Origin of the sequence: Spongiactinospora sp. TRM90649 (assembly GCF_029382225.1) — a bacterium.
Taxonomy (GTDB): Bacteria; Actinomycetota; Actinomycetes; order Streptosporangiales; family Streptosporangiaceae; genus Spongiactinospora.
On sequence record NZ_JARLTC010000010.1, the window covers coordinates 193,011 to 217,633 of the forward strand.

Here is a 24,623-nt window from a genome sequence, read left to right on the forward strand (position 1 = left end):
TCGCCGGGCCCGTCCGATTCGCGCGATAGGAGGGAACATTCCATGATCGATCTTCCGAGCGGCCATCTTCGCTGTGGCGCGCCCCTCAAGGGGACCCGTATCTGGTGGGGCGGCGGCGGTGACGAACTGCACCCCCGCCTCATCCTCATCGATCTCGATGAGCCGCTTCCCGAGCCGCGTAGACGGACTTGGCCTTGGCGGTCTTGGTGGTGGCGGCCCGGGCCGTCCGCAGGTCGGCCTTGCCGTTGAGGCGGACCATGAAGGTGGCCTTGCCGTCCTTGAGGTCGGCGAGGTCGGCTTTGTCGATCTTGGTGGGTTCAGGGGTGGCGCCGGCCGGGCCCTGGGGGAGTAACAGGCTGAACCCGGCCAACAGGGCGGCGAGGGTTCGGGCGAGGGCCGGTCGCCGGAGCGGCGGAAGGTGGGACACGAGGTCTCCTCCAGATCGGATCAGTGCGATCTGCACCTTCCGCCGCTCCGGTGTCTATGTAGCAGTCCATTCTGTAGTCATTCGCGGGTCAGCGAGCCGCCTTGTCGGGGCGTTCGGAGATCCGGATGAAGCTCACCGTGGTATCCCCGGTCCTGGTCGCGAAGCGGACGTTGAGCTGTCCGTCGGTGACCCGGACCGTGTGCTGACGCGTGACCGCCGTGAAGGTGCCCGCCTCCAGGGCCAGGTCCAGTGCCGGGATGGCGAGCTGGCCCTCCACGATCACGTCGAAGACCCGTTCGCCCATGTTCTTCCGCCTGGTCTCGGCGAATCCCAGCTCGACGGTGTACGTCCCGGCGGGGACGTTGTCGAAGCGGTACTCCAGCAGGCCCTCCCTGACCTTCCGGAACAGCCCCTGCTCCGTGGTGCCGGCGATGGTCCGGGTGGTGGTGTGGACGCCGCTCTTGGTGGCGAGGTAGCCGTGGCCGCCGGCGGTGTACTTGCGGTCGGCGGTCCACACGTCACCGGCCGCGTCGGTGACCGCCGCCGAGCCGCCCGCGTCCACCGCGACCTGGTGCTTGGGCACCACCACGGTGACGGCGACCTCGATGACGGGCTGCCGCCCGCTGGCCGAGCGGATCACCAGCTTCCCGGCTCGCAGGCCGCCGGGCGTGATGCCCGTGCTCACGACGGTGGCCGTCACCGTGGCCGACTCGTCCTTGGCGAGCCGTCCGGAGGCGGGGGAGACGGTCAGCCAGCCGGGCTGGGCCGCTTCGGCGGTCACGGTGTAGTCCGTGGCCGCGCCGAGGTTGGTGAGCTTCAGCGTCGCCTTGCGGGTGGCGTCCGGCGGGGCGACCACGGTCAGCTCGCCCGTCGAGGCGCCCACCCTTCCGGTGACCAGCGCGGTGTCGATCCTGGTGACCGCCCGGGGGGTGACGGTGACGTCCTGGCCGAAGGTCGCGTAGTGCTCCTTGGACACCGTGACCCGGTGGTCCCCGGCCGGGACCTGGCCGTAGAAGGTGCCGTCATCGCCGGTGGTGAGCGTGGCGACCTGGCCGATCTGGACCGTGGCCCCGGACAGCGGGTCGCCGTCGTTGGCGTCGGTGACCTTGCCGGTGACCAGGCCGTGCCGGGTGGCGGCGAACGTGAGGCTCTGGCCCGCCGTCAGCGCCGGGACGTTGTAGGAGTAGAGCAGCGCGTCCGTGCCCGCGGCGTTCTCGATCCCGATCGTGGCGCTCGAACCCTGGTCACGCACGCTGTCGACGTCCTTATAGCGGTAGCCGATGGTGCCGTCCTCGCCGAGCAGCGCGGAGAACGTGATCCGCTGGTCGGTCTGGTCGTAGTACTTGACGTTGCGCCACTCGATCACGAACGACCGGTGCGGGGCGGCGCCGACGGTGGCCGTGTAGACGCCCGCCGTCTCGTCCACCACCAGGTCGTCCCAGAACGGGTAGACCGCGAGGTTGGGCGTGCCCGTGGACGGCAGCGTGCCGTTGCCGTTGGCGGTGGAGGCCCCGCCGAAGGAGGCGAAGCCGTTGGTGGCGACCTGGACCCGGCTCTGTCCCGCGCCGTAGAAGGGGATCTGGAACGGCAGGGTCACCGCGAGCGACTGGTCGTCGCCGGTGAGCGCGAGCCGTTCGGTGCCGCCCACGTACGGCTCGGCGCCGCTCGCGCAGGTGTAGCCGAAGTTGTCGCCGCGCAGCGGCAGCTCGACGTCCCTGGTCACGTCCCCGGCCACGACGACCTGGACCGTGGTCGCGCTCGCGCAGCGGGACGTCCCGGCCACCGCCAGGTCGTAGGAGCCGTGCGGGAGCGTCAGCCGGTACCGGCCGGACGCGTCGGTGACGGCGCTGACGGGGGTGCCGGTCGCGGTGACCGTCGCGCCCGCCTCGGGCGCGCCTGCCGTGGTGACCGTTCCGGTGACGACGCCTGAGGCCAGCCGGTCGAGTGCGACGTCGGCGGTGGCGGTCTGGCCGTCGGCCACGGTGACGGACGCCGGGGCGGACCCCTGGTAGCCGAACCTGGTCACGGTGATCTCGTAGTCGCCCGGCGTCAGGCGGGGCACGGCGAACGTGCCGTCCTCACCGGTGGCCACCGTACGGCTCAGCGGCCCGGTCAGCACCACGCTCGCCGACCCGACCGGCTCGCCCGCCGACGTGACCCGCCCGCGCAGCCCGCCGAGCGGTTCGGCCGGCGCGGCCCGTACGGCGGCGTAGGCGTCCAGGCGGCCCTCGCCGAAGACGTTGTTGTCCTGCGCGGTCCCGCCGCAGCTCGTGTCCGGCATGTCCACGGCGGTGCCGTCCAGCAAACGCCGGGTGGCATCGACGTCGCCCTGCAGCGACGGCGCGGCCGACCAGAGCAGCGCCACCGTCGCGGCCACGTGCGGCGAGGCCATCGAGGTGCCGGTGAAGCCGGCGTACCCGCCGGGCACCGAGGAGCGCACCGCCACCGCCGGGGCGGCGATGTTCGGCTTGATCTCGCCGTTCTCGCCCGCGCCCTTGCTGGAGCGGTTGTAGACGACGTTGTTCACGTCGAAACCGCCCGTGCTGTAGCTCTCGACGTACTGACCGGGCGTGGCGCTGGTCGAGCAGTTCGGCCCCTCGTTGCCGTTGGCGAACATCGGGAAGATGCCCGCCTCCACCCAGGCGTTGACGACCGTCTTGTACCAGCGGTCGAACCCGGGCTTGCCCCAGGAGTTGTTGACGATGTGCGGGGCGAGGTCGGGCCGGGGATTGCGGCCGCTGAGGTCGGTGGGCGCGAGGATCCACTGCCCGGCGGCGAGCAGCGAGGTGTCGGTGCAGGTGTTCGTCTCGCAACCCTTGGCGGCGATCCACCTGGCGCCGGGGGCGACGCCGATGCCGCCCTGGCCGACCATGGTCCCCGCGACATGCGTGCCGTGGTCGTTGTTGTCGCAGGGCGCGGCGGTCGGGCAGGCCCCGGCGGGGTCGAACCAGTTGTAGTTGTGGTCGATCCGCCCGTCGGGCTGCCTGCCCCGGTAGCGCGAGGCGATCTCCGGGTGCTCGAACGCGGCCCCGGTGTCGATGTGGGCCACGACGATGCCCTCGCCCCGCACGCCGAGTTCGTCCCACACGCGCGGCGCGTTGATCCGGTCGATGTTCCACTCGACGGCATTGGCCCTGGGCAGGGCGGCGGCCGGTTCGGGGGCGGGCGCCTGGACGCTCCGCAGTGGCTCGACGGCGGCGACCTCCGGCAGCCGGGCGATCTCCTCGGCGAGCTTGGCGTCGGCGGTGACCTTGACGGCGTTGACGATCCAGAAGGGGGTGTTGTCGGCGTGGCGCGCGGCCAGCAACTCCCGCAGCCCCGCCTGGGACCGCTTGGCGTGCTCGGTCTTGGCGGCGTACACCGCCCGTGCCTTGGCGACCTTGCCGCTCGCCCGGTGGGCGGCGGTGAGATCGGCCTCGTCCGTGAGACGGACCCAGAAGGAGGCCTTGCCGTCCTTCAGGTCGGCCAGGACGGCGTCCGCGATCTTGTCATGGCCGGGTTCCAGGAACGGCGCGCCGTGCGCGGCGCCTTGCTGGGCGAAGAGGCCGATCGCGGCGACGATGCTGATGATGCCTGCGATGGTCCGGGCCGGCAGCCGGGGTGTCCGGTGCATTGCGGGATGAGACACGTGCTCTCCCTTCGCGGGACTGTGATCATTACAGCCACGCGAGAACAATGAATTCTCCCTTTTCGCTTTGCAAGAGGCGGTCAGCCGGAGAAGTTCACGAAGTCAGGAAATGCACGGCGATTGTCCGGATCTGGACAGCCGTGGCGGCGGCCGGGCCCGCTCCGGGCGCGTGGAGCGTTCGGGGGGCGGCGAGCCCTGCCCGACGCGAGATCATGGTAGGAATGTCCAGGCAGGGTACATGGTTATGTGGGCTGTCAAGCGAAACGCCGGAAGCTAGGAGCCACTGGTGGCGACTGTCGCGGTAACCGAGAAGAACTTCAACGAGATCGCCGATGAGGGGATCGTGCTGCTCGACTTCTGGGCGGAGTGGTGCGGGCCGTGCCGGCAGTTCGGGCCGATCTTCGAGCGGGCCTCGGAGAAGCACGACGACATCACGTTCGGCAAGATCGACACTGACGCCGAGACCAGCCTGGCGGAGGGCTTCGAGATCTCCTCCATCCCGACCATCATGGCGATCAGGGACGGCATCGTGGTCTTCGCCCAGCCCGGCGCGCTGCCCGCGCCCGCGCTGGAGGACCTGATCGGCCAGGTGCGCGCGCTGGACATGGACTCCATCCGCGCCGAGCTGGCGGCCGAACTCGACGGTGAGCAGCCCAAGAGCTGACCGCGCCGCCCACGGGAGGACTCGCGGGACTCGCGGAAACAGAAGAGGGGAACCGCTCGGCGGCTCCCCTCTCCGGCGTTCGGCAGGTCAGACGGACCGGTACAGCTCGGCCACCCGGAAGGCGAGGTCGAGCGACTGCCCCCGGTTCAGGCGCGGGTCGCAGGCGGTCTCGTAGCGCAGCGCGAGGTCGTCCTCGACCACCTCGTGCCCGCCGCCGACGCACTCGGTGACGTCGTCCCCGGTGAATTCGATGTGGATGCCGCCCGGGTGGGTGCCCAGCGCGCGGTGCACCTCGAAGAACCCGGCGACCTCGTCGAGCACGTCGTCGAAACGGCGGGTCTTGTGGCCGCTCGGGGCCTCGAAGGTGTTGCCGTGCATCGGGTCGCAGACCCAGCCCACCACGGCCCCGCTGGCGCTGATCTTCTCCACCAGCGGCGGCAGCGTGTCGCGGATCTTCTTGGCGCCCATGCGGGTGATGAACGTCAGGCGGCCCGGCTCGTTGCCCGGGTTCAGGCGCTCGATCAGGGTGAGCGCGTCCTCGGCGGTGGTGGACGGCCCGAGCTTGACGCCGATCGGGTTGCGGATGCGGCTGAAGAACTCCACGTGCGCGCCGTCCAGGCGGCGGGTGCGCTCGCCGATCCAGACCATGTGCGCCGACACGTCGTACGGCAGGCCGGTCCGCGAGTCGATCCGCGTCAGCGCCCGGTCGTAGTCCAGGATCAGCGCCTCATGCGAGGAGTAGAACTCCACCGTGTGGAACTCCTCGGGGTCGGCCCCGCAGGCCCGCATGAACCCGAGCGCCTGGTCGATCTCCCTGGCCAGCCGCTCGTAACGGCGTCCGGCGGGGGAGGCCGACACGAAGTCCTGGTTCCAGGCGTGGACCTGGCGCAGGTCGGCGTAGCCGCCCTTGGTGAAGGCCCGGCACAGGTTGAGCGTCACGGCGGCCGAGTGGTAGGCCCGCAGCAGCCGCCACGGGTCGGGCGCGCGCGACTCGGGGGTGAAGTCGAAGCCGTTGACCATGTCGCCCCGGTAGGCGGGAAGTTCGACACCGTCACGGGTCTCGGTGGGCTTTGACCGGGGCTTGGCGAACTGCCCGGCCATCCGCCCGATCTTGACGATCGGCACCTTGCCCGCGTAGGTGAGCACGATCGCCATCTGCAACAGCGTCTTCAGCTTGTTGCGCACGGCGTCCGCGGTCGCTCCCGCGAAGGTCTCGGCGCAGTCACCGCCCTGCAGCACGAATGCCTCGCCGCGGGCGACGGCGGCGAGGTCGCTCTTGAGCTGGTCGCATTCGCCCGCGAATACCAGGGGCGGCAGGCCGGCCAGCTCGGCGACGACCTTGTCCAGCTCTCCGCGGGACGGCCAGTCGGGCTGCTGGTCCACGGGCAGGTCTCGCCACGAATCCAAGTCGATCGGTTCTGCGCTCACGGCATATCAGGCTATTGCACCGGACGGGGTCAACCAGCCAGATGTCCACTGTGTGAGAAGGTCTTTATCCATGTAGGCCCAGAGACATACATTGCGCGAGATCAACGGTCACGCTGAGGCGCGTGTGACCAGATGTGTGTCCAGGATCACCACCGGCTGCTCCAGCGGCTCGCCGTTGATCCGGGCGACCAGCAGCTTGGCCATCTGCCTCCCCATCGCCTCCGCGGGCTGATGGACCGTGGTCAGCGCGGGCGAGGAGTGCGGCCCGGCGGGGGAGTCGTCGAAGCCGATCACCGCGACGTCGCCCGGCACGTCTATGCCCGCCTCGCGCAGTACCCGCATCGCCCCCAGCGCCATCGGGTCGGAGGCGGTGAACACGGCGTCCACGTCAGGGTGCTCGGCCAGCAGGGCGCGCATGGCCGTCACGCCGCTCCGCTCGGAGAAGTCGCCGAACGCCACCAGTTCGGGCAGCCCCGTGGCCAGCAGCGCGTCACGGTAGCCGGCCAGCCGGTCGACGCCGACGTACATGTCCTGCGGCCCGGCGATCGTCGCGATCCGGCGGCGGCCGTTGCCCAGCAGGTACTTCACCGCCTGGCGGGCCCCCGCCCGGTTGTCGGCGTCGACGTAGCTGTAGGGGTCCAGCCCCACGGGACGGCCACAGAGGACGGTGGGCACGCCCATCTCCTCCAGCCGCCCCGGCAGCGGGTCGGCCCCGTGCAGCGAGATCAGCATGACGCCGTCCACGTGCTGGTTGGTGAGGTACTGCTCCAGCCGGGCGTGCTCCTGCGGCGACTGCGCCATCGCCAGGATGAGCTGCAGTCCCGTCTCGGACAGCGCCGAGCCGATGCCGCGGATTATCCCGGCGAAGAACGGCTCGTCGAAGATCCGCTGCTGCGTCTCCGACACCACCAGGGCGATCGTGTCGGTACGACGGGTGACCAGCGCCCTGGCCGCGCGGTTGGGCACATAGCCCAGCTCGTCGATGGCCCGCAGCACCGCGTCGCGGGCCCTGTCGCTCACCTTGGGAGAACCGTTGATCACCCGCGAGACCGTGCCGCGCCCGACGCCCGCACGCGCGGCGACGGCCTCAAGCGTCGGGCGCTCGGTGGTACGCCGGTCCCCGTTCATGGCGAAGCTCCACTCGTGCAGGGCACAGAGGTGCCGGTGTGTGTCGAGGCGCCGGCGGCGGCAACCCGCCCGCCGCCGGGCGTTCTCATTCTGCCGGAGCCGAAGGGCCGCCACGGGAAATGGTCTCGGCGTACCACCGCGCGCTGTCCTTGGGAGTCCGGCGCTGGGTCTGGTAATCCACATAGACCAGCCCGAACCGCTTACCGTAGCCCCACGCCCACTCGAAATTGTCCATCAGCGACCAGGCGAAGTAACCCCGCAGCGGCACGCCCTCGGCGATGGCGGCGTGGCAGGCGCGCAGATGGGCCTCGATGTAGGCGAGCCGGTCACGGTCGTGGACGGCGCCGTCGGGGGCCGGCACGTCCTCGAACGCGGCGCCGTTCTCCGAGACCACCATCGGGATGCTCGGGTACTCCCGGGCGACCCACGACAGGACCTCCGTCAGGCCCGCCTCGTCGATCTCCCAGCCCATCGAGGTGACCGGGCGTCCGCCGCTGATGAACGAGACGTGCTCGCTGCCCACCCACGGCGAACCGGTGTCGGTGGGGGCGGCGGCGGCGGAGGAGGCGCCGCCGGCCGTCCCGGAGACCGTGAACCGGCTGTAGTAGTTGACCAGCAGCAGGTCTATCGGCGTGGATACGGCCGCCAGGTCGCCGTCCCGCACGAACGACATGTCGGTCATCGGCGCCAGGTCCTCCAGCACGTCCGCCGGGTAGGCGCCCTTGAGCAGGGCGTCCAGGAAGAACCTGTTCTGCAGGCCGCCGATGCGGCGGGCCGCGTCGAGGTCGGCCTCGGCGTCGCTCGCCGGGGAGATCGCGTAGAGGTTGACGCAGCCGCCGATCGTGGTCGCGGTGGTCTGCGCCCGCATCGCCTGGACGGCCAGGCCGTGCGCCAGGCCCAGGTGGTGCGCCGCGCGCAGCGCGTTCACCGGTTCGCGACGGCCGGGCGCGTGCTCGCCCGAGGCGTAGCCGAGGAAGGCGGCGCACCACGGCTCGTTGACCGTGCTCCACCTGGCCACCCGGTCGCTGAGCGCCTCGTGCACCACCGCGGCGTAGTCGGCGAAGCGCGCGGCGGTGTCGCGCTCCGGCCACCCGCCCGCGTCCTCCAGGGCCTGGGGCAGGTCCCAGTGATAGAGGGTGAGCCAGGGCTCGACGCCCGCCGCCAGCAGTTCGTCGGCGAGCCGCTTGTAGAAGTCCAGCCCGGCGGCGTTGACCCGGCCCGAGCCGGTGGGCTGGACCCTCGGCCAGGAGACCGAGAACCGGTACGCGGTCAGGCCGAGGTCGGCCATCAGGCGCACGTCGTCCCGGTAGCGCCGGTAGTGGTCGATGGTCACGTCGGCGTCGTCGCCGTTGAGGACCGTCCCGGGCCGCCTGACGAACGTGTCCCAGATCGACGGGCCGCGGCCGTCGGTGGAGACGGCCCCCTCGATCTGGTACGCCGAGGTGGCCGCTCCCCAGACGAAACCGGTGGGGAACGTGAGGCGGGGGGAACGCGTCCGCGTGTGCTGCGTTGTCACGCCTTGACCGCACCTTCCATGAGACCGCCGACGATCTGCCGGCCGAAGACGATGAATACGAGCAGGAGGGGGAGCACCGAGATGGCCGTGCCGGTGAAGATCAGCGCGTAGTCCGCGGTGTGCTCACCGGTTAGCTTGGAGATCGAGACCTGCACCGTGGGGTTGTCGGTCATCACGATCAGCGGCCACATGAACTCGTTCCAGTTGAGCATGAACGTCTGCAGGGCCAGCACCGCCATGCCCGGGCGCACCGCGGGCAGGATGACGTTCCAGTAGATCCGCAGCGTGGACGCGCCGTCCACGCGGGCGGCCTCGACCAGTTCGTGCGGCACGGCCTGGCGCGTGTACTGCGTCATCATGAACACGCCGAAGCCGTTGAGCAGGAACGGCAGGATCACCGCCTGTAGTGTGCCCGTCCACTCCAGGTCGACCATGAGCTGATAGAGCGGCACCACGCCCATCTGCTGGATGGGCACCATCATGGTGAGCAGGATCGAGCCGAGCAGCAGGTCGCGGCCCCGGAACTCCAGCCGGGCGAAGGCGTACCCCGCCAGGGTCGAGATCACCACCACGGAGAAGGTCACCGTGGAGCTGATGATCAGCGAGTTCACCAGGCCGGTGACGAACTGGGCGTCCTCGGTGGCGAACACCCGGGCGACATTCTCGCCGAGGTTGCCGCCGGGCAGCAGCGGCGGCGGCACGTCCACCGCCTGCGCCGTGGTCCGGGAGGCGATGACGACCATCCAGTAGAGCGGGAAGATCGACAGGATCACGCCGAAGACCAGGGCCGCCTTGGTCAGCGGGGTCGCGGCGAAGGAGTCGCGCCGGTCCCTCGGGCGGCGGTACGACCGGCGGGTCCGCGCGATCGTGGTCATCGGGTGCCCCCAATCCGGCGTACCAGTGAGTAGTTGATGAGCACGCCGACCAGGATCAGCAGGAACAGCATCCAGGCCACGGCCGCGGCGTAGCCGTACTCGAACTGGCGGAAGCCCTGTTCGAAGATGTACATGGCCACGGTCTGGTACTGGCCGGTGCTGCCGCCGCTCATCCGCCCGTTGTCGAACAGCACGGGCTCGGCGAACAGGGTGAGCCCGCCGATGGTGGACACGAACGCGGTGAAGATGATGGTGGGGCGCATGAGGGGCAGGGTGATCCGCCAGAACTGCCGCCGCCCGGAGGCGCCGTCGATGGCCGCCGCCTCGTAGAGGTCGCGCGGAATGGTCTGCATCGCGGCCAGGTAGATGATCGCGTTGTAGCCGGTCCAGCGCCAGTCCACCATGGTGGCGATGGCGATCCAGGAGGACCACTTCTCGTTCTGCCAGATGACGGGGTCGATCCCGAGCCGGCCGAGGACCCAGTTGATCATGCCGTAGTCGCGGCCGTAGAGCTGGGTGAAGACCACCGCGACGGCCACGACGGAGGTGACGAGCGGGATGAGCACGCCCATCCGGAAGAAGAGCCGGAACCTGACGCGCTTGTTCAGCGCGTTGGCCAGCATCAGCGCCAGGATGAGCTGCGGGACGGTCGCCAGGACGAACATGCCGACCGTGTTGACGACGGCGTTCCAGAAGTCGCCGTCCTGCATGAGCTTGATGTAGTTGTCGAGTCCGGCGAACTCGGCGTCGCCCGCCAGCTCGTACCGCTGCAGGGAGACCCAGAAGGTGAAGACCAGCGGGAAGATGCCGAAGGCGGCGAACAACAGGAAGTACGGCGATATCAGGAAATATGGGGTTATCCGAATGTCGAAACGCCCCATCCATCCACCGCCGCGACGGGGCTCCCGGCCGCCAGGCCCGGAAGCGTCCGGAGGCGCGGGCGCGCCGCCCGGGCGTCCGGTGTCGACGTGGAGGCTCATCGAAGGTCTACCTTTCGGCGATCGCGGCTGACGGCCCCCGTGGGCGCCGGCCGGGGCGGTGGTCACCGGCCCGCCCGGCGCGGTGGGCGGGCCGGTGACGGTCGCGGCGGCGGCTCAGCCGTCCGCCACCTTCTTGGCCTCGCCGATGAACCTGGTCCAGCCCTGGCTCACCGGGATGGAGCCGTCGTCCATGCCGAGGATGACGTTCTCGACCTCCGCCTTGGTCTGGGAGTGCTTCTCACCAAGGAAGATCGGGGGCAGGGTCTTCACCGAGGGGCCGAAGATCTCGCCGATCGGCGCGCCGCTGAACCACTCGTTCTCGGCCCCGGCCAGCTCCGGGCTCTCCTGCGCGGGGATCGTGCTCGGCAGGTTGCCGCCCTCCTTGAAGGCCAGCAACTGGGCCTCGGGGCCGGTCAGGTAACTGGCCAGCTCGGCGGCCTCCTTGGGGTGCTTGGTCTGCTTGGGCACCGCGAGCCAGGAACCGCCCCAGTTGCCGCTGCCACCCGGCACGGCGGCGACGTCCCACTGGCCCTTGCCCGCGTCGGGGTTCTTGCCGTCCTCGGTGACCGTGCCCTGCACGACGCCCAGCATCCAGCCGGGGCAGCCGAGCGTGGCGAAGGCGCCCTTGCGCATGCCGGCCAGCCAGGGGTCCTGGAAGTTGCGCAGCTTGGCCGAGATGCCCGCCTCGTTGACCTTGACGGCGAAGTCGAAGGCGGTCTTGACCGCCGGGTTCGTCTCGACGATCAGGTTGTTCTGCTTGTCGTAGTAGGAGACGTTGCCGTTCTTGGCGGTCTCCTGGGAAAGGGCGACGTTGAACCAGGTGTTCAGGCCGTCGAGGAACTTGACGTCGGGGACCTTCTTCTGGAAGTCCTGGCCGGTCTTGATGAAGTCGTCCCAGGTGGGCCAGAGCTCGGAGACCTTGGCGCGGTCGCTGGGCAGCCCGGCCTTCTCGAAGAGGTCCTTGCGGTAGCAGACGCTCATGCCGCCGACGTCGGTGCCGAGGGCGAACAGCTTGCCCTCGGTGTTGACGCCGTTCTCCCACTTCCAGGCGGGGAAGTCGGCCTGGCGGGACCGCAGGCCGTACTGGCCGAGATCGGTGAAGAACTGCGGGCGCGCCTTGGCCAGGCCCATGCCCGCCTCGTCGATGCCGATGACGTCGCCGGCGCCCTTGCCGGCCTGCAGCCAGTTGAGCATCTGCGGCCAGTACTGGTTCTCGAAGTCGGGGGTCAGGTTGCTGTACTTGACCTGGACGTTCGGGTGCTCGTTGTTCCACTTCTCGACGGCGGCCTTGTACCCGAAGTTGGTGCCGCCGCCGAAGGTCTGCAGGGTGAGGGTGATCTTCTCGGCCGGAGCGCCGGAGCCGCCGCCCGTGGTGGCGGCCGGCTCGCCGCCACCGCACGCGGCGGTGGCGCCAAGCGCGGTGACCATCACCGCGGCCGCTGCGGCGAGTCTGCCACGTCGCTTGTCGATCATCATTCTTCCGGACCCCTCTCCAGTGGTCGCCCGTCCCCGAGAGTTTGGGAGCGCTCCCACGAAGAGTGGACGATGCGCAACCGGCCGTCAATACGCTGAAACCCAACTGTTACTCCGCGTAGCGAAGCACGTCGGCCACTGCGTGCCCGCAGGCCGCACGGGTGCTCGTGCGGGGGGTGGCCTCAGCGGAAGGCGCGGCGGTAGGTGGCCGGTGTCGTGTGCAGCGCGGTGCGGAAGCGGCGGCGCAGGTTGACGGCCGAGGACAGGCCCACCCGCTGGGCGATGGTCTCGACGGCCAGGTCGGTGTCCTCCAGCAGCGCCCGGGTGGCGGCCAGCCGGCGTTCGAGCAGCCAGCGCGCCGGGGGGACGCCGAGCTGCTCGGCGAACTGCCGGGTGAGGCTGCGGGGCGAGGTGCCCGACCGCGCCGCCATGTCAGCCACGGTGATGGGGGTGGAGAGGTTGGCCAGCAGCCATTCCAGGAGCGGGGCCAGCGAGTCGGGCATCGGGCCGGTCGTGGGCAGCGGCGGGAACTGCCGCTGGCAGCCCTCCCGGTGCGGCCCGGCGGCGAGCTGGCGGCCGATTCGCATGGCGTGCGCGGCGCCGAACTCCTGCAGGACCTGGTGCAGGCAGAGGTCCATGGTCGCGGCGGACGCGCCCGCGGTGGCCACGTCGCCGTTGTCCACGTAGATGACCGTGTCGTCCAGGCGGACGCGCGGGTAGCGCGCGGCGACCTCGGCGGCCAGCTCCCAGTGCACGGAGGCGCGGCGGCCGTCGAGCAGGCCGAGGGCGGCGGGCACCAGGATGCCCGCGCAGACGCCGACGACGCGCCCGCCCCGGTCGTGGACGTCCCGGACGGCGTCCAGGACCTCGGGCGTCGGGCCGACCGACCAGCCCGCGATGATCACGGTGTCGGCGTCGGCCAGGGCGTCCAGGCCGTGCTTCACCTCGACGGGGACGCCCAGGGTGGTGGTGAGCGTGCCGGGGTGCTCAGAGCAGAGCCGGAAGTCGTAGTGCCGTGGGATGTCCGGGCCGTGGTAGCCGAACACGGCGGCGGCCGAGGTCACGGGATACAACTCCTGGAGCGGGCCGACCACGGCCACCACACGGTGCTTCATGGCGCAAAAGTACCTCAGGATGTCATGTGCGACACCTGCCACCAAATGGAGATATATCCACAATTGAGCGAGTGACCTCGCTTTGGACAAGGAACTTCACCTTCTACTTCGGCGCGCGAGCGGTCTCGCTCCTCGGCGACGCCATGATGCCCGTCGCCGTCGCGCTCGCCGTCGGACGCCTGTACGGCATCGCCGGGGTCGGCTACGTCCTCGCCCTGTGGACCGGGTCGTTCGTGCTGTTCATCCTATTCGGCGGAGTGTTCGCCGACCGCCTGGGCGCCCGCGCGATGATGATCGGCGCCGACCTGGTGCGCGTCCTCACCCAGGGCGCCGTGGCCTTCGCCTTCTTCACCGGCACCCCGTCGTTCGCCCTGCTGCTGACCACGTCCTTCCTTACGGGCGTGGCCACCGCCATGTTCCAGCCGGGGGTGAACGGCATGGTCCCCCGGGTGGCCGGCGACCCACAGCGCGCCAACGCGACGCTCAAGTTCGCCGACGCGGTGACCCAACTGGGCGGGCCCGCGCTGGCCGGAGTGCTCATGATGGTCACGGGACCGGCCTTCGTCTACACCCTGGACGCCGCGACGTTCCTGATCAGCGGCCTGTGCCTGGTGTTCGTCCGGGTGTCGGGACCGGCTCGCAAGGCGCGGTCGAGCATGCTGTCCGACCTGCGGCACGGCTGGCGGGAGTTCCGCGCCAGGACCTGGATGTGGTCGGTGATCCTGGTCTGGGTGTTCTGGGGCGTGCTGGTGGTCGGGCCCTACATTCCGCTGTCGTCGCAGCTCATCGGGGCCGACTACGGCTGGGTGATGGCGGCGCTCGGCCTCGGCACGGTGCTCGGCGGGCTGCTCGCGATCAGGTTCCGGCCCGAACGGCCGCTCGCGGCGGGGGCGGTGGCCCTGGCCGGGTACGCGCCGATGCCGTTGCTGGTGGCGCTCGGCGCGCCGCTGCCCGGCCTGATGGCGGCGCACGTGTTCGCGGGCGCGGCCATGGCGTTCTGGTCGGTGATGTGGTCCACCAGCGTGCAGACCCAGGTCGCGCCGGACGTGCTCAACCGGGTCACGGCCTACGAGATCGCGGGCTCGGTCGCGGGCATGGCCGTCGGCCAGGCCCTGGCGGGCCCGGTCACCACGGTCGTCGCCCCCCGCGATTTCATGGTCGGCTCGGCGGTCACGTCCGTCGCCGTGATGAGCGCGCTCCTGCTGATCCCGCCGATCCGCCGCCTGCGCCGCGTGCCCGCCGCTCCCGGCGGGCACGCGGCATCCCGTCCATCGACGCACGACGACCACGAACGGAGGCACGGCACCGGATTTGCCGTTCCCGCAAAGAACTTTGCGCCGGGTCACGGGGATGGGGCAGGTTGGAGCGACCATCCCCACCACCCCGAGGAACGACGATGGACGCACAGTTCTGGGAAGACAAATACCGCGCTCAGGAGCAGCTCTTCAGCGGTGACCCCAACGGGGTGCTCGTCGCCGAGGTGACCGGCCTGGCGCCGGGGCAGGCACTGGACGTGGGGTGCGGCGAGGGCGGGGACGCGCTCTGGCTGGCCGGGCGGGGCTGGCAGGTCACCGCCGTCGACATCTCGCCGACCGCGCTGGCGCGGGCCGCCGCCGCGGCCACCGAGCCGGCCGGCCGTGTCTCCTGGGCCCGCGCCGACCTCACCGCAACGCCACCCCCGGCCGGCTCGTTCGACCTGGTGTCCGTCCAGTACTTCCCGCTCCCGCGCCGCCCGGACCACGGCCCGCTGCGCGGCCTGCTGTCGGCCGTCGCGCCCGGCGGCACCCTGCTCGTCGTCGGCCACGACCTCGCCGACCTGCCCCCGGACCTCCCCTTCGACCCCGGCGACTACTACCAGCCCGCCGATATCGCCGCCTTGCTCGGCGACGACTGGACCGTGTTGGTCAACGAGACCCGCCCGCGCGTCGTGCCCGCCCCTCCCGGCACGCACCACACCCACGACACCGTCCTGCGAGCCCTCAGGGCGAAGGTCTAGGGCCGCTTCTCCAGAGGGAGCCACTCCCGCAGGCCGGGGAGGTGGCCGAGTTCCGATTCGACGCGCTCCCGGTCGGCGGGGGTGAGGTCGAGGGCGCGCAGGTCGTCCGTCCAGGGAGCGACCGGTTCGCCGAGGACGGTGGCCAGGTCGATGAGGTGGCACAGGGCGATGCCGCGCTCGACGGCCGGGGCGGCCGGGCCATGGCGGCGCAGGGCGGACTTGAGCGCGCGGAACGCCTGGAGGTCGTCGTCCTTGAACTCGCGCAGGATCCGGGCGTTGTCGAGGGCCTTGGCCAGGCCGGTCAGGCTCTTCGACCCACCGTACTCCAGTTCCATCGGTTCGTCGCGCTGGACGAAAAGGATCGAGTTGCCAGACGGGTCGATCAGCGTGAACCGCGAGGCCCCCGGCCGGTAGCGGGTGATCCGCGGCAGGCCGGAGCTCAGCACCTTGCCGTGGGCCGCGCGCATCGCCGCGACGAACGCCGCGTGGTACGGGGCCACCGCGTCCACCTGGACCATGCAGCCTCCCGAGTGCTCGCGGGAGGGATCGAGGTCCTTGGGCGCGGGGCCGAAGTGCAGTTCGAATCCGCTCAGCCGCAGCGCCAGGTACACGTAGGGCCTGCGCTGCTCGTAGGTGGTCTCGAAGCCCAGCGCCCCGTAGAACGCCAGGGTCTCGTCCACCGACGCGCACGGCATGATCGGCACCGTCGTCTCGTTCGGCCTGACCGCGGGTTCGCTCATGGTGTCCACCTCCCAGATCGGTCCGACGATGCTCGCACCCGCCGGCCGAGCCCGCATATGGATCGTTCCAATTTGGGAACGGGTGGTTCAGCCGGGGACGACGGTGGTGTGGGGGCGGGGGGTGTCGGGGGCGCAGTTGGCGTTGGGGTAACTGGCGCTGAAGCCGACCAGGCGCCCCTCCCAGCTTCCCTGGATCTCGATGCGCACGGGGGTCAGGCCGCCGATGCAACGGACCGTGCGGTAACCGGCGCGCAGCACGCCCAGGTCGCCGCCGACGGCCCGCAGGTCGTCGCAGGCCCGGCGGGCGTCGGGGTGGGTTCCGCCGTCAGGGTCGCAGAACAGCGACCAGTGCCGGGCGGTCTCGCCGACGAAGTCGTATCGGGTGATGCCGAGCATCGAGCGGGGGGCCTTGGTCTTGGCGGGGATGGCGGCGGCGAGTGAGGCGGTGGCGAGGGCGGCGGCCGCGGTGGTGACGACGCCGCGGACCCGCGGGCGGGGGCTGCTGAGCACAGTGACGACCTCCTCGGCAACGATACGTAGAGTAATGTTAACATTACGTAAAGTGCTCAAGAAGACCGAGGCTGGGGATGTATCGGCCTCGGAGAGGCGTCGGAGATGGGAGCGGCCCCGCGTCCGTTGGGTGGTGGACGCGGGGCCGTGGGGGATCGGGGGAGGGTTCCGAAGGGTGGTGGAACCCTGAGGGCCTCTGAGAGAGGCGTGAGAAGGGGCCCTATGGCGGGGGAGGGTCAGGCGGCGTACTGCGGGTAGCCGTAGCCGACCACCTGGCTGGTGGGACGGGTACGAACCTCGACCTTGCCGTTCCCGGTGTTGCCCTCGACGGTCTTGATGGTGCCGTCTCCGTTGTCCTGCATGACGAAGCCGACGTGGTCGATGCCGTTGACGCTCTTGCCGCCGTTCCAGTCGAAGAACACGACGGCGCCGGGCTTGGGAGTGGTGCCCCAGCGGCCCTGCTCGGTGAACCACTTGGCGTGGGTCACGGTGTAGGCGTCCCACCCGAGGGTGGGGCGGAGGCCCAGCGAGTCGCCGACCCAAGAGACGAACATGGCGCACCAGGGGGCGTTGGCGTATGCGGTGACGTTGCCGCCGTCCCGCGCGACGGTTTCCTTGGCGCGATCCGAGGCCATGTACCACTCGTGGAACTTCGTGCCGCCACCGGCGCTGTTCTCGCTGATGCCCACCTGCTGCAGAGCCAGGTTGATGAGGTCCTGTGCCTTGACGGACGAGACGGCCTGGTCGCTCTGGGGCGCTGCGGCCCGGGTGTCGGCGGGGGTGTCGGCGTGTGCCGCCGGCATTCCGGCCAGGGCTCCGGCGAAGATGGAGGTGCCCAGCGCGGCGCCGATCAGTCGGGTCTTGGTGACACGGGCGATCCGGTTAAGGGACATAAGGGGGATCTCCTTACTTCCATGCCGCCTACCGGGTTAGCTGACGGGTTCGGGCCTGGAAGTCGGCCCTACGGCTGGCCGCCCGAAGACGGCACTGCCGATTCACCCCATGGGGAGAGATGGGTCCCCGGCTCCGCTCTCGCGGACTCGGCGGTCGCGTCCCGGCGGGAGGGGGTCCCGCCTGATCCTTGGACGCTTTCTGTTTTGTAATGTCCCGGCAAGGCTCTGACCTGCGACGCAGGGGTAGTCCTGCCGAAACTCCGTGAAAGGTAATACATGGTGACATGCGAGGGCAAATCGGGCAAAGGGTAACTTTGCTGGGGCCTTCGTATCCCGCTGTTCATCGAGGCTTCCGGAGCCCTTAAGCCGCCGTGGCTAGGGTTGGGGCGTCGTGAACGGGTCATCACCCGGCGTGGAGGACGGTCGGCGGCGCCACGCGCGGGAGCAGGGGTCGGCCGTGGCCTGGGTGGAGTCACCGCTGCAGATGCTCTGCGCCGTGGAGGCCCACCATTCCGGCCTGCTCGGGAGCGAGACGCGGATCGTGCCGAGGGCGAAGCTGCCCGCACTTGTCTCCACGTGTAGAGAGCTCAACCACCTGGGCCTGCCCGTTCATTCCGTGATCGATTCCGCTCAGAGCGAAATCCCCAGGCCAGGGCGCCGGACCACCTGGGTGCTGGGCGACGCCTTCTCCGGCAAGGTCCAGCTCCGCCTGCTGACCGGCGGGGCCTGTCGGGTGGTCATCGTGGACGACGGCCTGGCGACCATTCGCCTGCTCGAACTGCTCGCGGGCCGTCCCTGGACCCCGCTGCTGCGCGCCAGGGACACCGGCGGGGGAGCGCTGCGCGGCGCCGCGCGCACCGCGCTGGGAGCCGCGGCCGGCCTGCGGCTGCGGCTGGCCGCCCGGAGCGGCAGGCTGGTGGTGTTCACCGCGCTGCCGGTGCCAAGCGAACTGGCCGCCGACGTCCGCGCGACCGGCGCCGCCCTGGTGACCCACGACTTTCCCTGGTTGCGCTCGCAACCCGCCGATCGCTCGCGCCCCTCGGAGCGCACGGTCGTGCTCGGCACGTCCCTGGTGCGCAACGGGCTGATCCACCGCGACCCGTACCTGCTCTGGCTGGCCCGGCTGGGCTCCTGCGGGCCCGTCGCCTACTTCCCCCACCGCCGGGAAGATCCGCGCGACCTCGATCTGGTCCGGGAGCAGCCGGGCGTGCACGTCTACGACGGCGGCGCGCCCGCGGAGATCACGCTGCGCGGCCTCTCGCCGGACCAGCGGGTGCTGAGCCTGCCCTCCACCGCCGTCACGTCGCTGCGCGTGCTGCTGTCGGCACGCGGCGTGCCGGTCGAGACGGTCGACGTGCCCGACGCCTGGTGGACGGCCGATGCCGCGCCGTCACTCCGGTCCCACCTGCAAATGTTCGCTCATCACGACCATCTGGGTAATCGCGACATTGGAGTCACATCTTGAAAGTCCTGGCGGTGGCCGACTCGGACTCGTATCTGAAGTGGGCCGCGTGCCTGCTGGACGGGCTTCCACCAGGTGACGAGGAGCGCCTCGCGGTGATCAGGACCCCGATCGCGCCCTCCTCGGAGCAGATCGCCGCCGCCGTGGCGGGCACCAGGGCCGCCACCCCCGGTGCCGAACCTCCCGAGGTGCTCAGCGCCCGCCGTCTGCGCCGCCTGGCCGAGCGGTTCCAGCCGGACGCGATCCTGCTGGCCTGCACCGGCCCCGTGGTCGACGTGCTGGCCGCCGAGATCCTGGACGGCCTGCGCCCCCGCCCCCTCCTCGTCTCCGGCCTGCCCGGCATCTCCGTCCCCGCCACCGAGAAGGCGTGGCGCTTCCGCAGTGGCTGTGACCTGTTCGTGGTGCACAGCACCCGCGAGGTGGCCGAGTTCTCCGCGCTGCGCGACGAACTGGGCGGCGGCGGCCAGGTCGGCCTGGCCAGGCTGCCCTTCCTGGTCCACGCCGACGCCGGCACGGCCCTCCCCGACGCGCCGCCCCGCGACCGCGTCGTGTTCGCTACCCAGGCCAAGGTGCCCAGGCGCCGGGAGGAGCGGGAGATGATCCTGCTGGCCCTGGCCGAGCTGGGGGAGCGGCGGCACGACCTCGACGTGGTCGTCAAGCTGCGCGCGCGCGACACCGAGCGGCAGACCCACAACGAGCGCTACCACTACGAGCGGCTGTGGATGGATCTATCCGCCGAAGGGCGTGTCCGCGGTGGTTCGGTGAGGTTCGCCGTCGGTCCCATGCATGAGCACCTGTCACGTTCCACTGGTTTCGTCACGGTCAGCTCGACCGCGGCGCTGGAGGCGATCGCCGGATCGGTGCCGCTGCTGGTGCTGGAGGACTTCGGCGTCAGCGCGGAGATGATCAACATGGTGTTCGAGGGCAGCGGCTGCCTGGGCACCCTGGAGGATCTCGCCAAAGGGGTCTTCCGCACCCCTGACCAGGAGTGGTGCGAGGCCAACTACTTCCACGACGAGTCCGGTGCCGACTGGCAGATCCGGTTACGGGAACTGGCCGGCGAGGCCCGCGCGGGGAGCCTCGCGCCCGCGCGGTCGCTGCTGCGTGGCCCGCAGGATCTCGCGGCCCGCCGCCGGGCGCGGATGCGCGTCGAGGTGCCCCCCGCCATGCTGCGGGTCGGCTATCGCGCCAAGCGCCGGGTGCGCCGCTACCTCAAGGCGATCGGCTGATCGCCCGCCGGATCATGGAGGAGACCGGCCGCCACGGCGGCCGGTCTCAGGGCAGAGCGCGGGCCAGCTTGCGGCGCAGCCGGGCCAGCGTGCCCGCCGGACCGCCTCCCGCTTCGTCGCGTGCCAGGTCGAGCGCGGCCAGGCGCTGCCGTTTGAAGTAGCGCGCGGGCCCGGCCTCGGCCACGTAGGCGGCGGCGGTCTCCCTGAGCCCCGGCAGGATCGTGCTCTGCATGCAGTACCCGACCGCGTGGATCAGCGATGTGATGTCGCGCCCAGAGAACGGCGCGTCGGTGAGCGTCCCGTCGGGGTTCATCCTTGGCACGGTGGCGTCGATGATCGTGATCGGGATCCGGTTGCTGTTCTCGTAGGGCGCGAGCCGTTCAAGGACCAGTTCCGCGCCCACCGTGGCCACCGGCAGCCCGAAGTAGCGCGCCGCCGTGGAGAGCGCGGTGGAGAAGCACCCCACCACGATCGAGGGCCGCAGCGCGGCGAACAACGCCTCCGCCGGGACCGCCTCCCCTGCCACCGTCAGCCGTACGCCCAGGTCCTCGGCGGTCTGCCGGAGCTGCTGGGCGTGGCGGCGGCCCGCCGCCGGATGCGGCTTGAAGACCACCTGGTCATGGCCCCGCGCCACCAGCCCGCGCAGCATCGAGGCGTGCAGCTCGGCCTCCTCCTCGGCGGTCACGATGTCCAGCGCGGACAGGTACTGGCCGAGGATCACGGCGTCGCCCTCGACGTCCATCGCGCAGGCCCCGGCCACCTGGTCCACCACCGAGGTGAACGCGGGGCCGGGCAGCGGCTCGGCGGGCACGTCGTGCTCGCCGAGCAGCAGCGGCGACAGGCCGGGCACCAGGTCGAGGTGCAGCAGCCTCGTCAGCCGTCCGGAGATCTCCAGCGGCAGTGGGTTGCGGGTGGGGCCGTAGCTCATCAGCCCGTCGGAGTAGACCGTGATCGGGCACTCCCGCACCAGCCCGGCGATGGTCCGCGCGGGCGGTACCGCCAGCGACTCGACCACCAGCTCCGCCGGCCCGTCGCCCAGTTCGAGATGGGAGGCGATCAGCCGGCCCAGCATCGGGACCTCGATGACCCGGGCCTTCCAGTCCGACGGGTGCAGCGGCGACACCAGCTCGTTCCACGACCGGATCTCGTCGAACCGGTCGCGCAGGGCGGCGAAGCCGGGGGTCTCGTCCAGTGGGGCGGCGATCTCCGGGATGGCCGCGTTGTTGGAGACCAGCAGGACCCGCCGCCCCGTGCGCTCCCCGAACTTCCCCGCGTCCAAGGCGGCCGCCAGCGTCATGGCCCCGAACAGGGTCGAGGCGTAGAAGAGCTGGATCATGCGTCCTCCATGGCGGGCCGGTATCTGGCTGGCGGGAGGCGGGGCGTCTCGGGGGCCAGCGCGCGCAGCGCCTCCTCCCGCTCCGCCTCCAGATGGGAAAACGTCTCGGCGAGCAGGTCTTCGGGGAGCCGTCGCAACGCGTCCGCGCCGCACGCGACGAATCTGGCGCGTAGCTCCGGGGTGAACCGGTCGAGCAGTTCCAGGTGGTGGGCCAGCAGCGCGCACATCATGCGCACCGCCTTGGGCAGGAAACGGCGGTCCTCGGCGAGGTCCTTGAAGATCAGGTCGAAGGCGTCGAAGAAGTGGAGCTGCCGCTCGTCGCCGACCTGGGTCAGCGACCCGGGCACCATGCGGCGGTAGAACAGGCCGTGCAGCGACACCACGGAGCACGACCGGGCCTGGCGGTGCAGCCGCCAGATCCACGGCCGGTCCTCCGCGGTGTGCAGGTGCCCGGGGAAGGTGAGCAGGTCGCCGAGGTCGCGGCGGTAGATCCCGGCCCAGGCGTAGGGGTAGTCGACCATGGACTTGGCGTCCACGGGCAGGATCGCCTCGCGAGGGTCGAACACCACACCGCGCCTGGCCCTCGGCACCCGGTGGATCACCCGTTTGCGGCCCTCGGCCTGTACGTGGTCCACCCGGACGAAGTCGCAGCCGAGCCCCTCGATGGCCGACACGAGGTCGGCCAGGTAGCCGGGGGCGACCCAGTCGTCGCCGTCCATGAACGTCACGTACCGGCCGGAGGCCAGCGATAACCCGAGGTTGCGCGCGTCGGCCAGCCCGACGGGGCTGGGGTTGCGCAGCACCGACATGCCCGGCAGGTCGCCGCGGAAGTCGTCGATGATCGAGCCGGTGCCGTCCACCGAGCCGTCGTCGACCACGATGAACTCGAAATCCGGCCGGGCGTTCCTGATCAGCGACGTGAGCGCGTCGGCGAGGTACGCCTCTCCGTCGCGAATGGGCACGATGACGGAGAGGGTGATCAAGACTGTCCTTCTCGGCGCTGGCCGTGGTCGAGGCGGAAGGTGGACGCGCGGGCGGGCCCGCTCACACGGTGACCCGGCGTAGACGGGCCTTGGGAGCCTCCTCACCGGGGAACACACGCTTGACGCCGTCCCCGAGGGCCGTCTCGATGATGCGGATGTCGCGGACCAGGTGCTCCAGCCCGGCGGGCTCCAGGGAGGCCGCGTGGTCCGAACCCCACATCGTGCGGTCCAGGGTGATGTGGCGCTCCACCGCGACCGCGCCGAGGGTCACCGCGGCCAGCGAGATCTGCAGGCCGCGCTCGTGGCCGGAGTAGCCCACCGGCACGCCGTACCGCTCCTGAAGGGTGACGATGGTCCGCAGGTTCGCCTCCTCCGGGGGGAGGGGGTAGGTGGACGTGGAGTGCATCAGCACCAGCCGCGAGGTGCCGAGGACCTCCACCGCCCGGTCGATCTCGGACAGCGTGGACATCCCGGTGGACAGAATCACCGGCTTGCCGGTGTCCGCCAGCGCGCGCAGCAGCTCCAGGTCGGTCACGCACGCCGAGGCGACCTTGTGGGTCACCACGTCCATCCGCTCCAGGAACTCGACCGAGGGGACGTCCCACGGCGAGGCGAACCACTGCAGCCCGCGCTCGGCGCAGTACTTGGCGATCTGCCGGTACTCGTCCACGCCGAACTCGGTGCGCAGCTTGTACTCCATGTAGGTCATCTCGCCCCACGGAGTCTGCCGGATCTGGTCGCGCTGCTCCAGCGGCACGCAGATCTCCGGGGTGCGCTTCTGGAACTTCACCGCCTGGCAGCCGGCGTCGGCGGCCACGTCGATGAGCCGCCGCGCGATGTCCAGGTCGCCGTTGTGGTTGATGCCGATCTCACCGATCATGTACACCGGACGGCCGGCGCCCACCGGGATGTCGCCGATCACCACCTCGGCGGGAACCGGCTCCACGACGCGCTCCGACACGGGCGCGGCCGTGGGCACGGGGTCCAGGTCGGGCCGCGCGGCCAGCACCCGGTCGCACAGCTCGCGCACGGCGCCCGCCCCGCCCGCCCGGGTGAGCACCACCCGCGCGGCGGCCCGCACCCTGGGGTGCGCGTCCGGCACCGCGATCGGCCAGCCGACCTCGCCCATCGGGCCCAGGTCGTTGACGTCGTTGCCGACATAGGCGACCCGCGCCGGGTCGAGCCCCTCGATGGACAGCCAGTCGCGCAGCACGGTCCGCTTGTCGGCCAGGCCCTGCAGCACCGGCACGCCGAGCTTGCGAGCGCGGGCGGCGACCACCGGGTTGTGCTCGGTGGACATCACCAGCAGCTTGACGCCCGAGCGGCGCAGCAGCGCGATGCCCATGCCGTCGGACCGGCTGACCGCGACCATCTCGCGGCCGTCCTGGTCCACGTAGGCGCGGTCGTCGGTGTGCACGCCGTCGAAGTCGGTGATCACGGCGTCGACGTCGAGCGGCTCGGGGCTGTCCACGAACGGGGCCAGCGCGCGCACGATCTCAAGGTCGTCGGCGTCGTCCACCTCGATGGCGTGCCCCGCGGGCACCCGCTGCACGGCGACCTTGCCGAAGAAGCGGTGGCCGTGCTCGCGCAGACCCGCCGTGCGCATCACGTAGAAGGCGCCGGTCTCGCGGAACTGCGGCTCGCGGTCCTGGCGGCGGGGGCGCACCGAGGGGTCGTGGTTGACGCCCGCGCCCGTGGTGCTCCACAGGAACTCGTGCGTCTCGGCGCCGGAAAAGACCGCGTCGGCGCTGCCGTCCAGGACCTTGCCGATCGCGGCGTCCAGGTGGGCCGGGTCGATGAACGCGCTGGTGCACTGGACCAGGACGACGATCTCGGGCTCCTCGTGACCCTCGGCGGCGCGGGCGTCCAGGGCGTGCAGGACGGCCGACTCGCTGGAGGCGGTGGCGCCGCTCAGCTCGGCCGGGCGCCGGACGACCTCCGCGCCCGCGTCCGCGGCCGCCTCCGCGATCTCCGTGTGGTCCGTGCTCACAACGACCTCGTCCACCAGCTCGGCCCGCACACAGGCGCGTACGGCGCGGCCGACGAGCGGCATGCCGCCGACCCTGGCCAGGTTCTTGAGCGGTACGCCCGCAGAGCCGCCGCGGGCGGGGACAACGGCCAGTACTCGCAAGATGAACTCCTCGTGGAATGGGTGTCGGCGTAGCGGAGATTTCCTGGGCCGGGGGTGCTCCGAAACTAGCCACGAGGGTGACCGTGCGGGGGTTTGCGAGCTGAACGCC

At 70.9% G+C, this 24,623-nt stretch carries 20 protein-coding genes and 1 riboswitch; of the genes, 5 read left to right on the top strand and 15 right to left on the bottom strand.

Translation table 11 applies throughout. The features are described 5' to 3' along the window. Window positions 1-145 precede the first annotated feature (145 nt). The gene (locus P3X83_RS14740) at window positions 146-427 is read right to left on the bottom strand and encodes a hypothetical protein (protein ID WP_277305593.1); all 282 of its coding nucleotides are present in this window, start codon (window positions 425-427) and stop codon (window positions 146-148) included. Window positions 428-515: 88 nt separating this feature from the next. Continuing rightward, a complete protein-coding gene (locus tag P3X83_RS14745; protein ID WP_277305594.1) occupies window positions 516-4,055 on the bottom strand; it encodes a S8 family serine peptidase in 3,540 nt (1,179 codons plus the stop codon). A gap of 286 nt (window positions 4,056-4,341) precedes the next feature. Here P3X83_RS14745 and trxA point away from each other — a divergent pair, with 286 nt between their 5' ends. Continuing rightward, window positions 4,342-4,719, top strand: coding sequence for a thioredoxin (trxA, locus tag P3X83_RS14750; protein WP_277305596.1), 378 nt, complete (start codon window positions 4,342-4,344; stop codon window positions 4,717-4,719). Window positions 4,720-4,806: 87 nt separating this feature from the next. Here the strand turns inward: trxA and P3X83_RS14755 are convergent, their stop codons facing one another. The 7 genes from P3X83_RS14755 to P3X83_RS14785 all read right to left on the bottom strand — a co-directional run bounded on the left by P3X83_RS14755 (window position 4,807) and on the right by P3X83_RS14785 (window position 13,234). Next, complete coding sequence (locus P3X83_RS14755) at window positions 4,807-6,147, bottom strand: 3-deoxy-7-phosphoheptulonate synthase class II (protein WP_277305597.1); 1,341 nt, start codon at window positions 6,145-6,147, stop codon at window positions 4,807-4,809. Between the two features lie 108 nt (window positions 6,148-6,255). Further along, complete coding sequence (locus P3X83_RS14760) at window positions 6,256-7,275, bottom strand: LacI family DNA-binding transcriptional regulator (RefSeq protein WP_277305598.1); 1,020 nt, start codon at window positions 7,273-7,275, stop codon at window positions 6,256-6,258. 85 nt (window positions 7,276-7,360) lie between these two features. Further along, window positions 7,361-8,791 (bottom strand): GH1 family beta-glucosidase, encoded by a 1,431-nt coding sequence (locus tag P3X83_RS14765; RefSeq protein WP_277305599.1) that lies wholly within the window; start codon window positions 8,789-8,791, stop codon window positions 7,361-7,363. Then, window positions 8,788-9,666 (bottom strand): carbohydrate ABC transporter permease, encoded by an 879-nt coding sequence (locus P3X83_RS14770; RefSeq protein ID WP_277305600.1) that lies wholly within the window; start codon window positions 9,664-9,666, stop codon window positions 8,788-8,790. The genes P3X83_RS14765 and P3X83_RS14770 overlap by 4 nt, the downstream gene beginning before the upstream one ends. Further along, the gene (locus P3X83_RS14775) at window positions 9,663-10,547 is read right to left on the bottom strand and encodes a sugar ABC transporter permease (RefSeq protein WP_277305601.1); all 885 of its coding nucleotides are present in this window, start codon (window positions 10,545-10,547) and stop codon (window positions 9,663-9,665) included. Before P3X83_RS14775 ends, P3X83_RS14770 begins: the two co-directional genes overlap by 4 nt. Before the next feature lie 213 nt (window positions 10,548-10,760). Next, entirely contained in the window at window positions 10,761-12,122 is a 1,362-nt protein-coding gene (locus tag P3X83_RS14780) for an ABC transporter substrate-binding protein (RefSeq protein WP_277305602.1), read from the bottom strand. 179 nt (window positions 12,123-12,301) lie between these two features. Next, a complete protein-coding gene (locus P3X83_RS14785; RefSeq protein ID WP_277305603.1) occupies window positions 12,302-13,234 on the bottom strand; it encodes a helix-turn-helix domain-containing protein in 933 nt (310 codons plus the stop codon). Window positions 13,235-13,305: 71 nt separating this feature from the next. On the opposite strand from P3X83_RS14785, the gene P3X83_RS14790 reads away from it, so the two are divergent. Then, entirely contained in the window at window positions 13,306-14,718 is a 1,413-nt protein-coding gene (locus P3X83_RS14790; RefSeq protein ID WP_277305604.1) for an MFS transporter, read from the top strand. Beyond that, window positions 14,631-15,230: a class I SAM-dependent methyltransferase gene (locus tag P3X83_RS14795; RefSeq protein WP_277305605.1), complete on the top strand. Its 600-nt coding sequence runs from the start codon at window positions 14,631-14,633 to the stop codon at window positions 15,228-15,230. Before P3X83_RS14790 ends, P3X83_RS14795 begins: the two co-directional genes overlap by 88 nt. Here P3X83_RS14795 and P3X83_RS14800 read toward each other — a convergent pair. The 3 genes from P3X83_RS14800 to P3X83_RS14810 all read right to left on the bottom strand — a co-directional run bounded on the left by P3X83_RS14800 (window position 15,227) and on the right by P3X83_RS14810 (window position 17,373). After that, entirely contained in the window at window positions 15,227-15,970 is a 744-nt protein-coding gene (locus tag P3X83_RS14800; protein WP_277305606.1) for a glyoxalase, read from the bottom strand. The genes P3X83_RS14795 and P3X83_RS14800 overlap by 4 nt on opposite strands. Window positions 15,971-16,057: 87 nt before the next feature. After that, entirely contained in the window at window positions 16,058-16,480 is a 423-nt protein-coding gene (locus P3X83_RS14805; RefSeq protein ID WP_277305607.1) for an SSI family serine proteinase inhibitor, read from the bottom strand. A gap of 236 nt (window positions 16,481-16,716) precedes the next feature. Then, the gene (locus tag P3X83_RS14810) at window positions 16,717-17,373 is read right to left on the bottom strand and encodes a CHAP domain-containing protein (protein ID WP_277305608.1); all 657 of its coding nucleotides are present in this window, start codon (window positions 17,371-17,373) and stop codon (window positions 16,717-16,719) included. A 10-nt stretch (window positions 17,374-17,383) separates the two neighbouring features. Then, window positions 17,384-17,536, bottom strand: a riboswitch (cyclic di-AMP (ydaO/yuaA leader). A 228-nt stretch (window positions 17,537-17,764) separates the two neighbouring features. Between P3X83_RS14810 and P3X83_RS14815 the strand changes: the two genes are divergently transcribed. Together P3X83_RS14815 and P3X83_RS14820 are read left to right on the top strand one after the other, a co-directional pair. Then, window positions 17,765-18,838, top strand: coding sequence for a hypothetical protein (locus P3X83_RS14815; RefSeq protein WP_277305609.1), 1,074 nt, complete (start codon window positions 17,765-17,767; stop codon window positions 18,836-18,838). An 11-nt stretch (window positions 18,839-18,849) separates the two neighbouring features. After that, window positions 18,850-20,064 (top strand): DUF6716 putative glycosyltransferase, encoded by a 1,215-nt coding sequence (locus tag P3X83_RS14820; protein WP_277305610.1) that lies wholly within the window; start codon window positions 18,850-18,852, stop codon window positions 20,062-20,064. 46 nt (window positions 20,065-20,110) lie between these two features. On the opposite strand, the gene P3X83_RS14825 is transcribed toward P3X83_RS14820, so the two are convergent. The 3 genes from P3X83_RS14825 to P3X83_RS14835 form a co-directional block, all read right to left on the bottom strand. After that, on the bottom strand, window positions 20,111-21,400 hold the full coding sequence (locus P3X83_RS14825) for an alpha-2,8-polysialyltransferase family protein (protein WP_277305611.1): 1,290 nt from the start codon (window positions 21,398-21,400) through the stop codon (window positions 20,111-20,113). After that, on the bottom strand, window positions 21,397-22,383 hold the full coding sequence (locus P3X83_RS14830) for a glycosyltransferase family 2 protein (RefSeq protein ID WP_277305612.1): 987 nt from the start codon (window positions 22,381-22,383) through the stop codon (window positions 21,397-21,399). The genes P3X83_RS14825 and P3X83_RS14830 overlap by 4 nt, the downstream gene beginning before the upstream one ends. A gap of 61 nt (window positions 22,384-22,444) precedes the next feature. Next, window positions 22,445-24,514 (bottom strand): N-acetylneuraminate synthase family protein, encoded by a 2,070-nt coding sequence (locus P3X83_RS14835; protein WP_277305614.1) that lies wholly within the window; start codon window positions 24,512-24,514, stop codon window positions 22,445-22,447. Window positions 24,515-24,623: the final 109 nt, after the last annotated feature.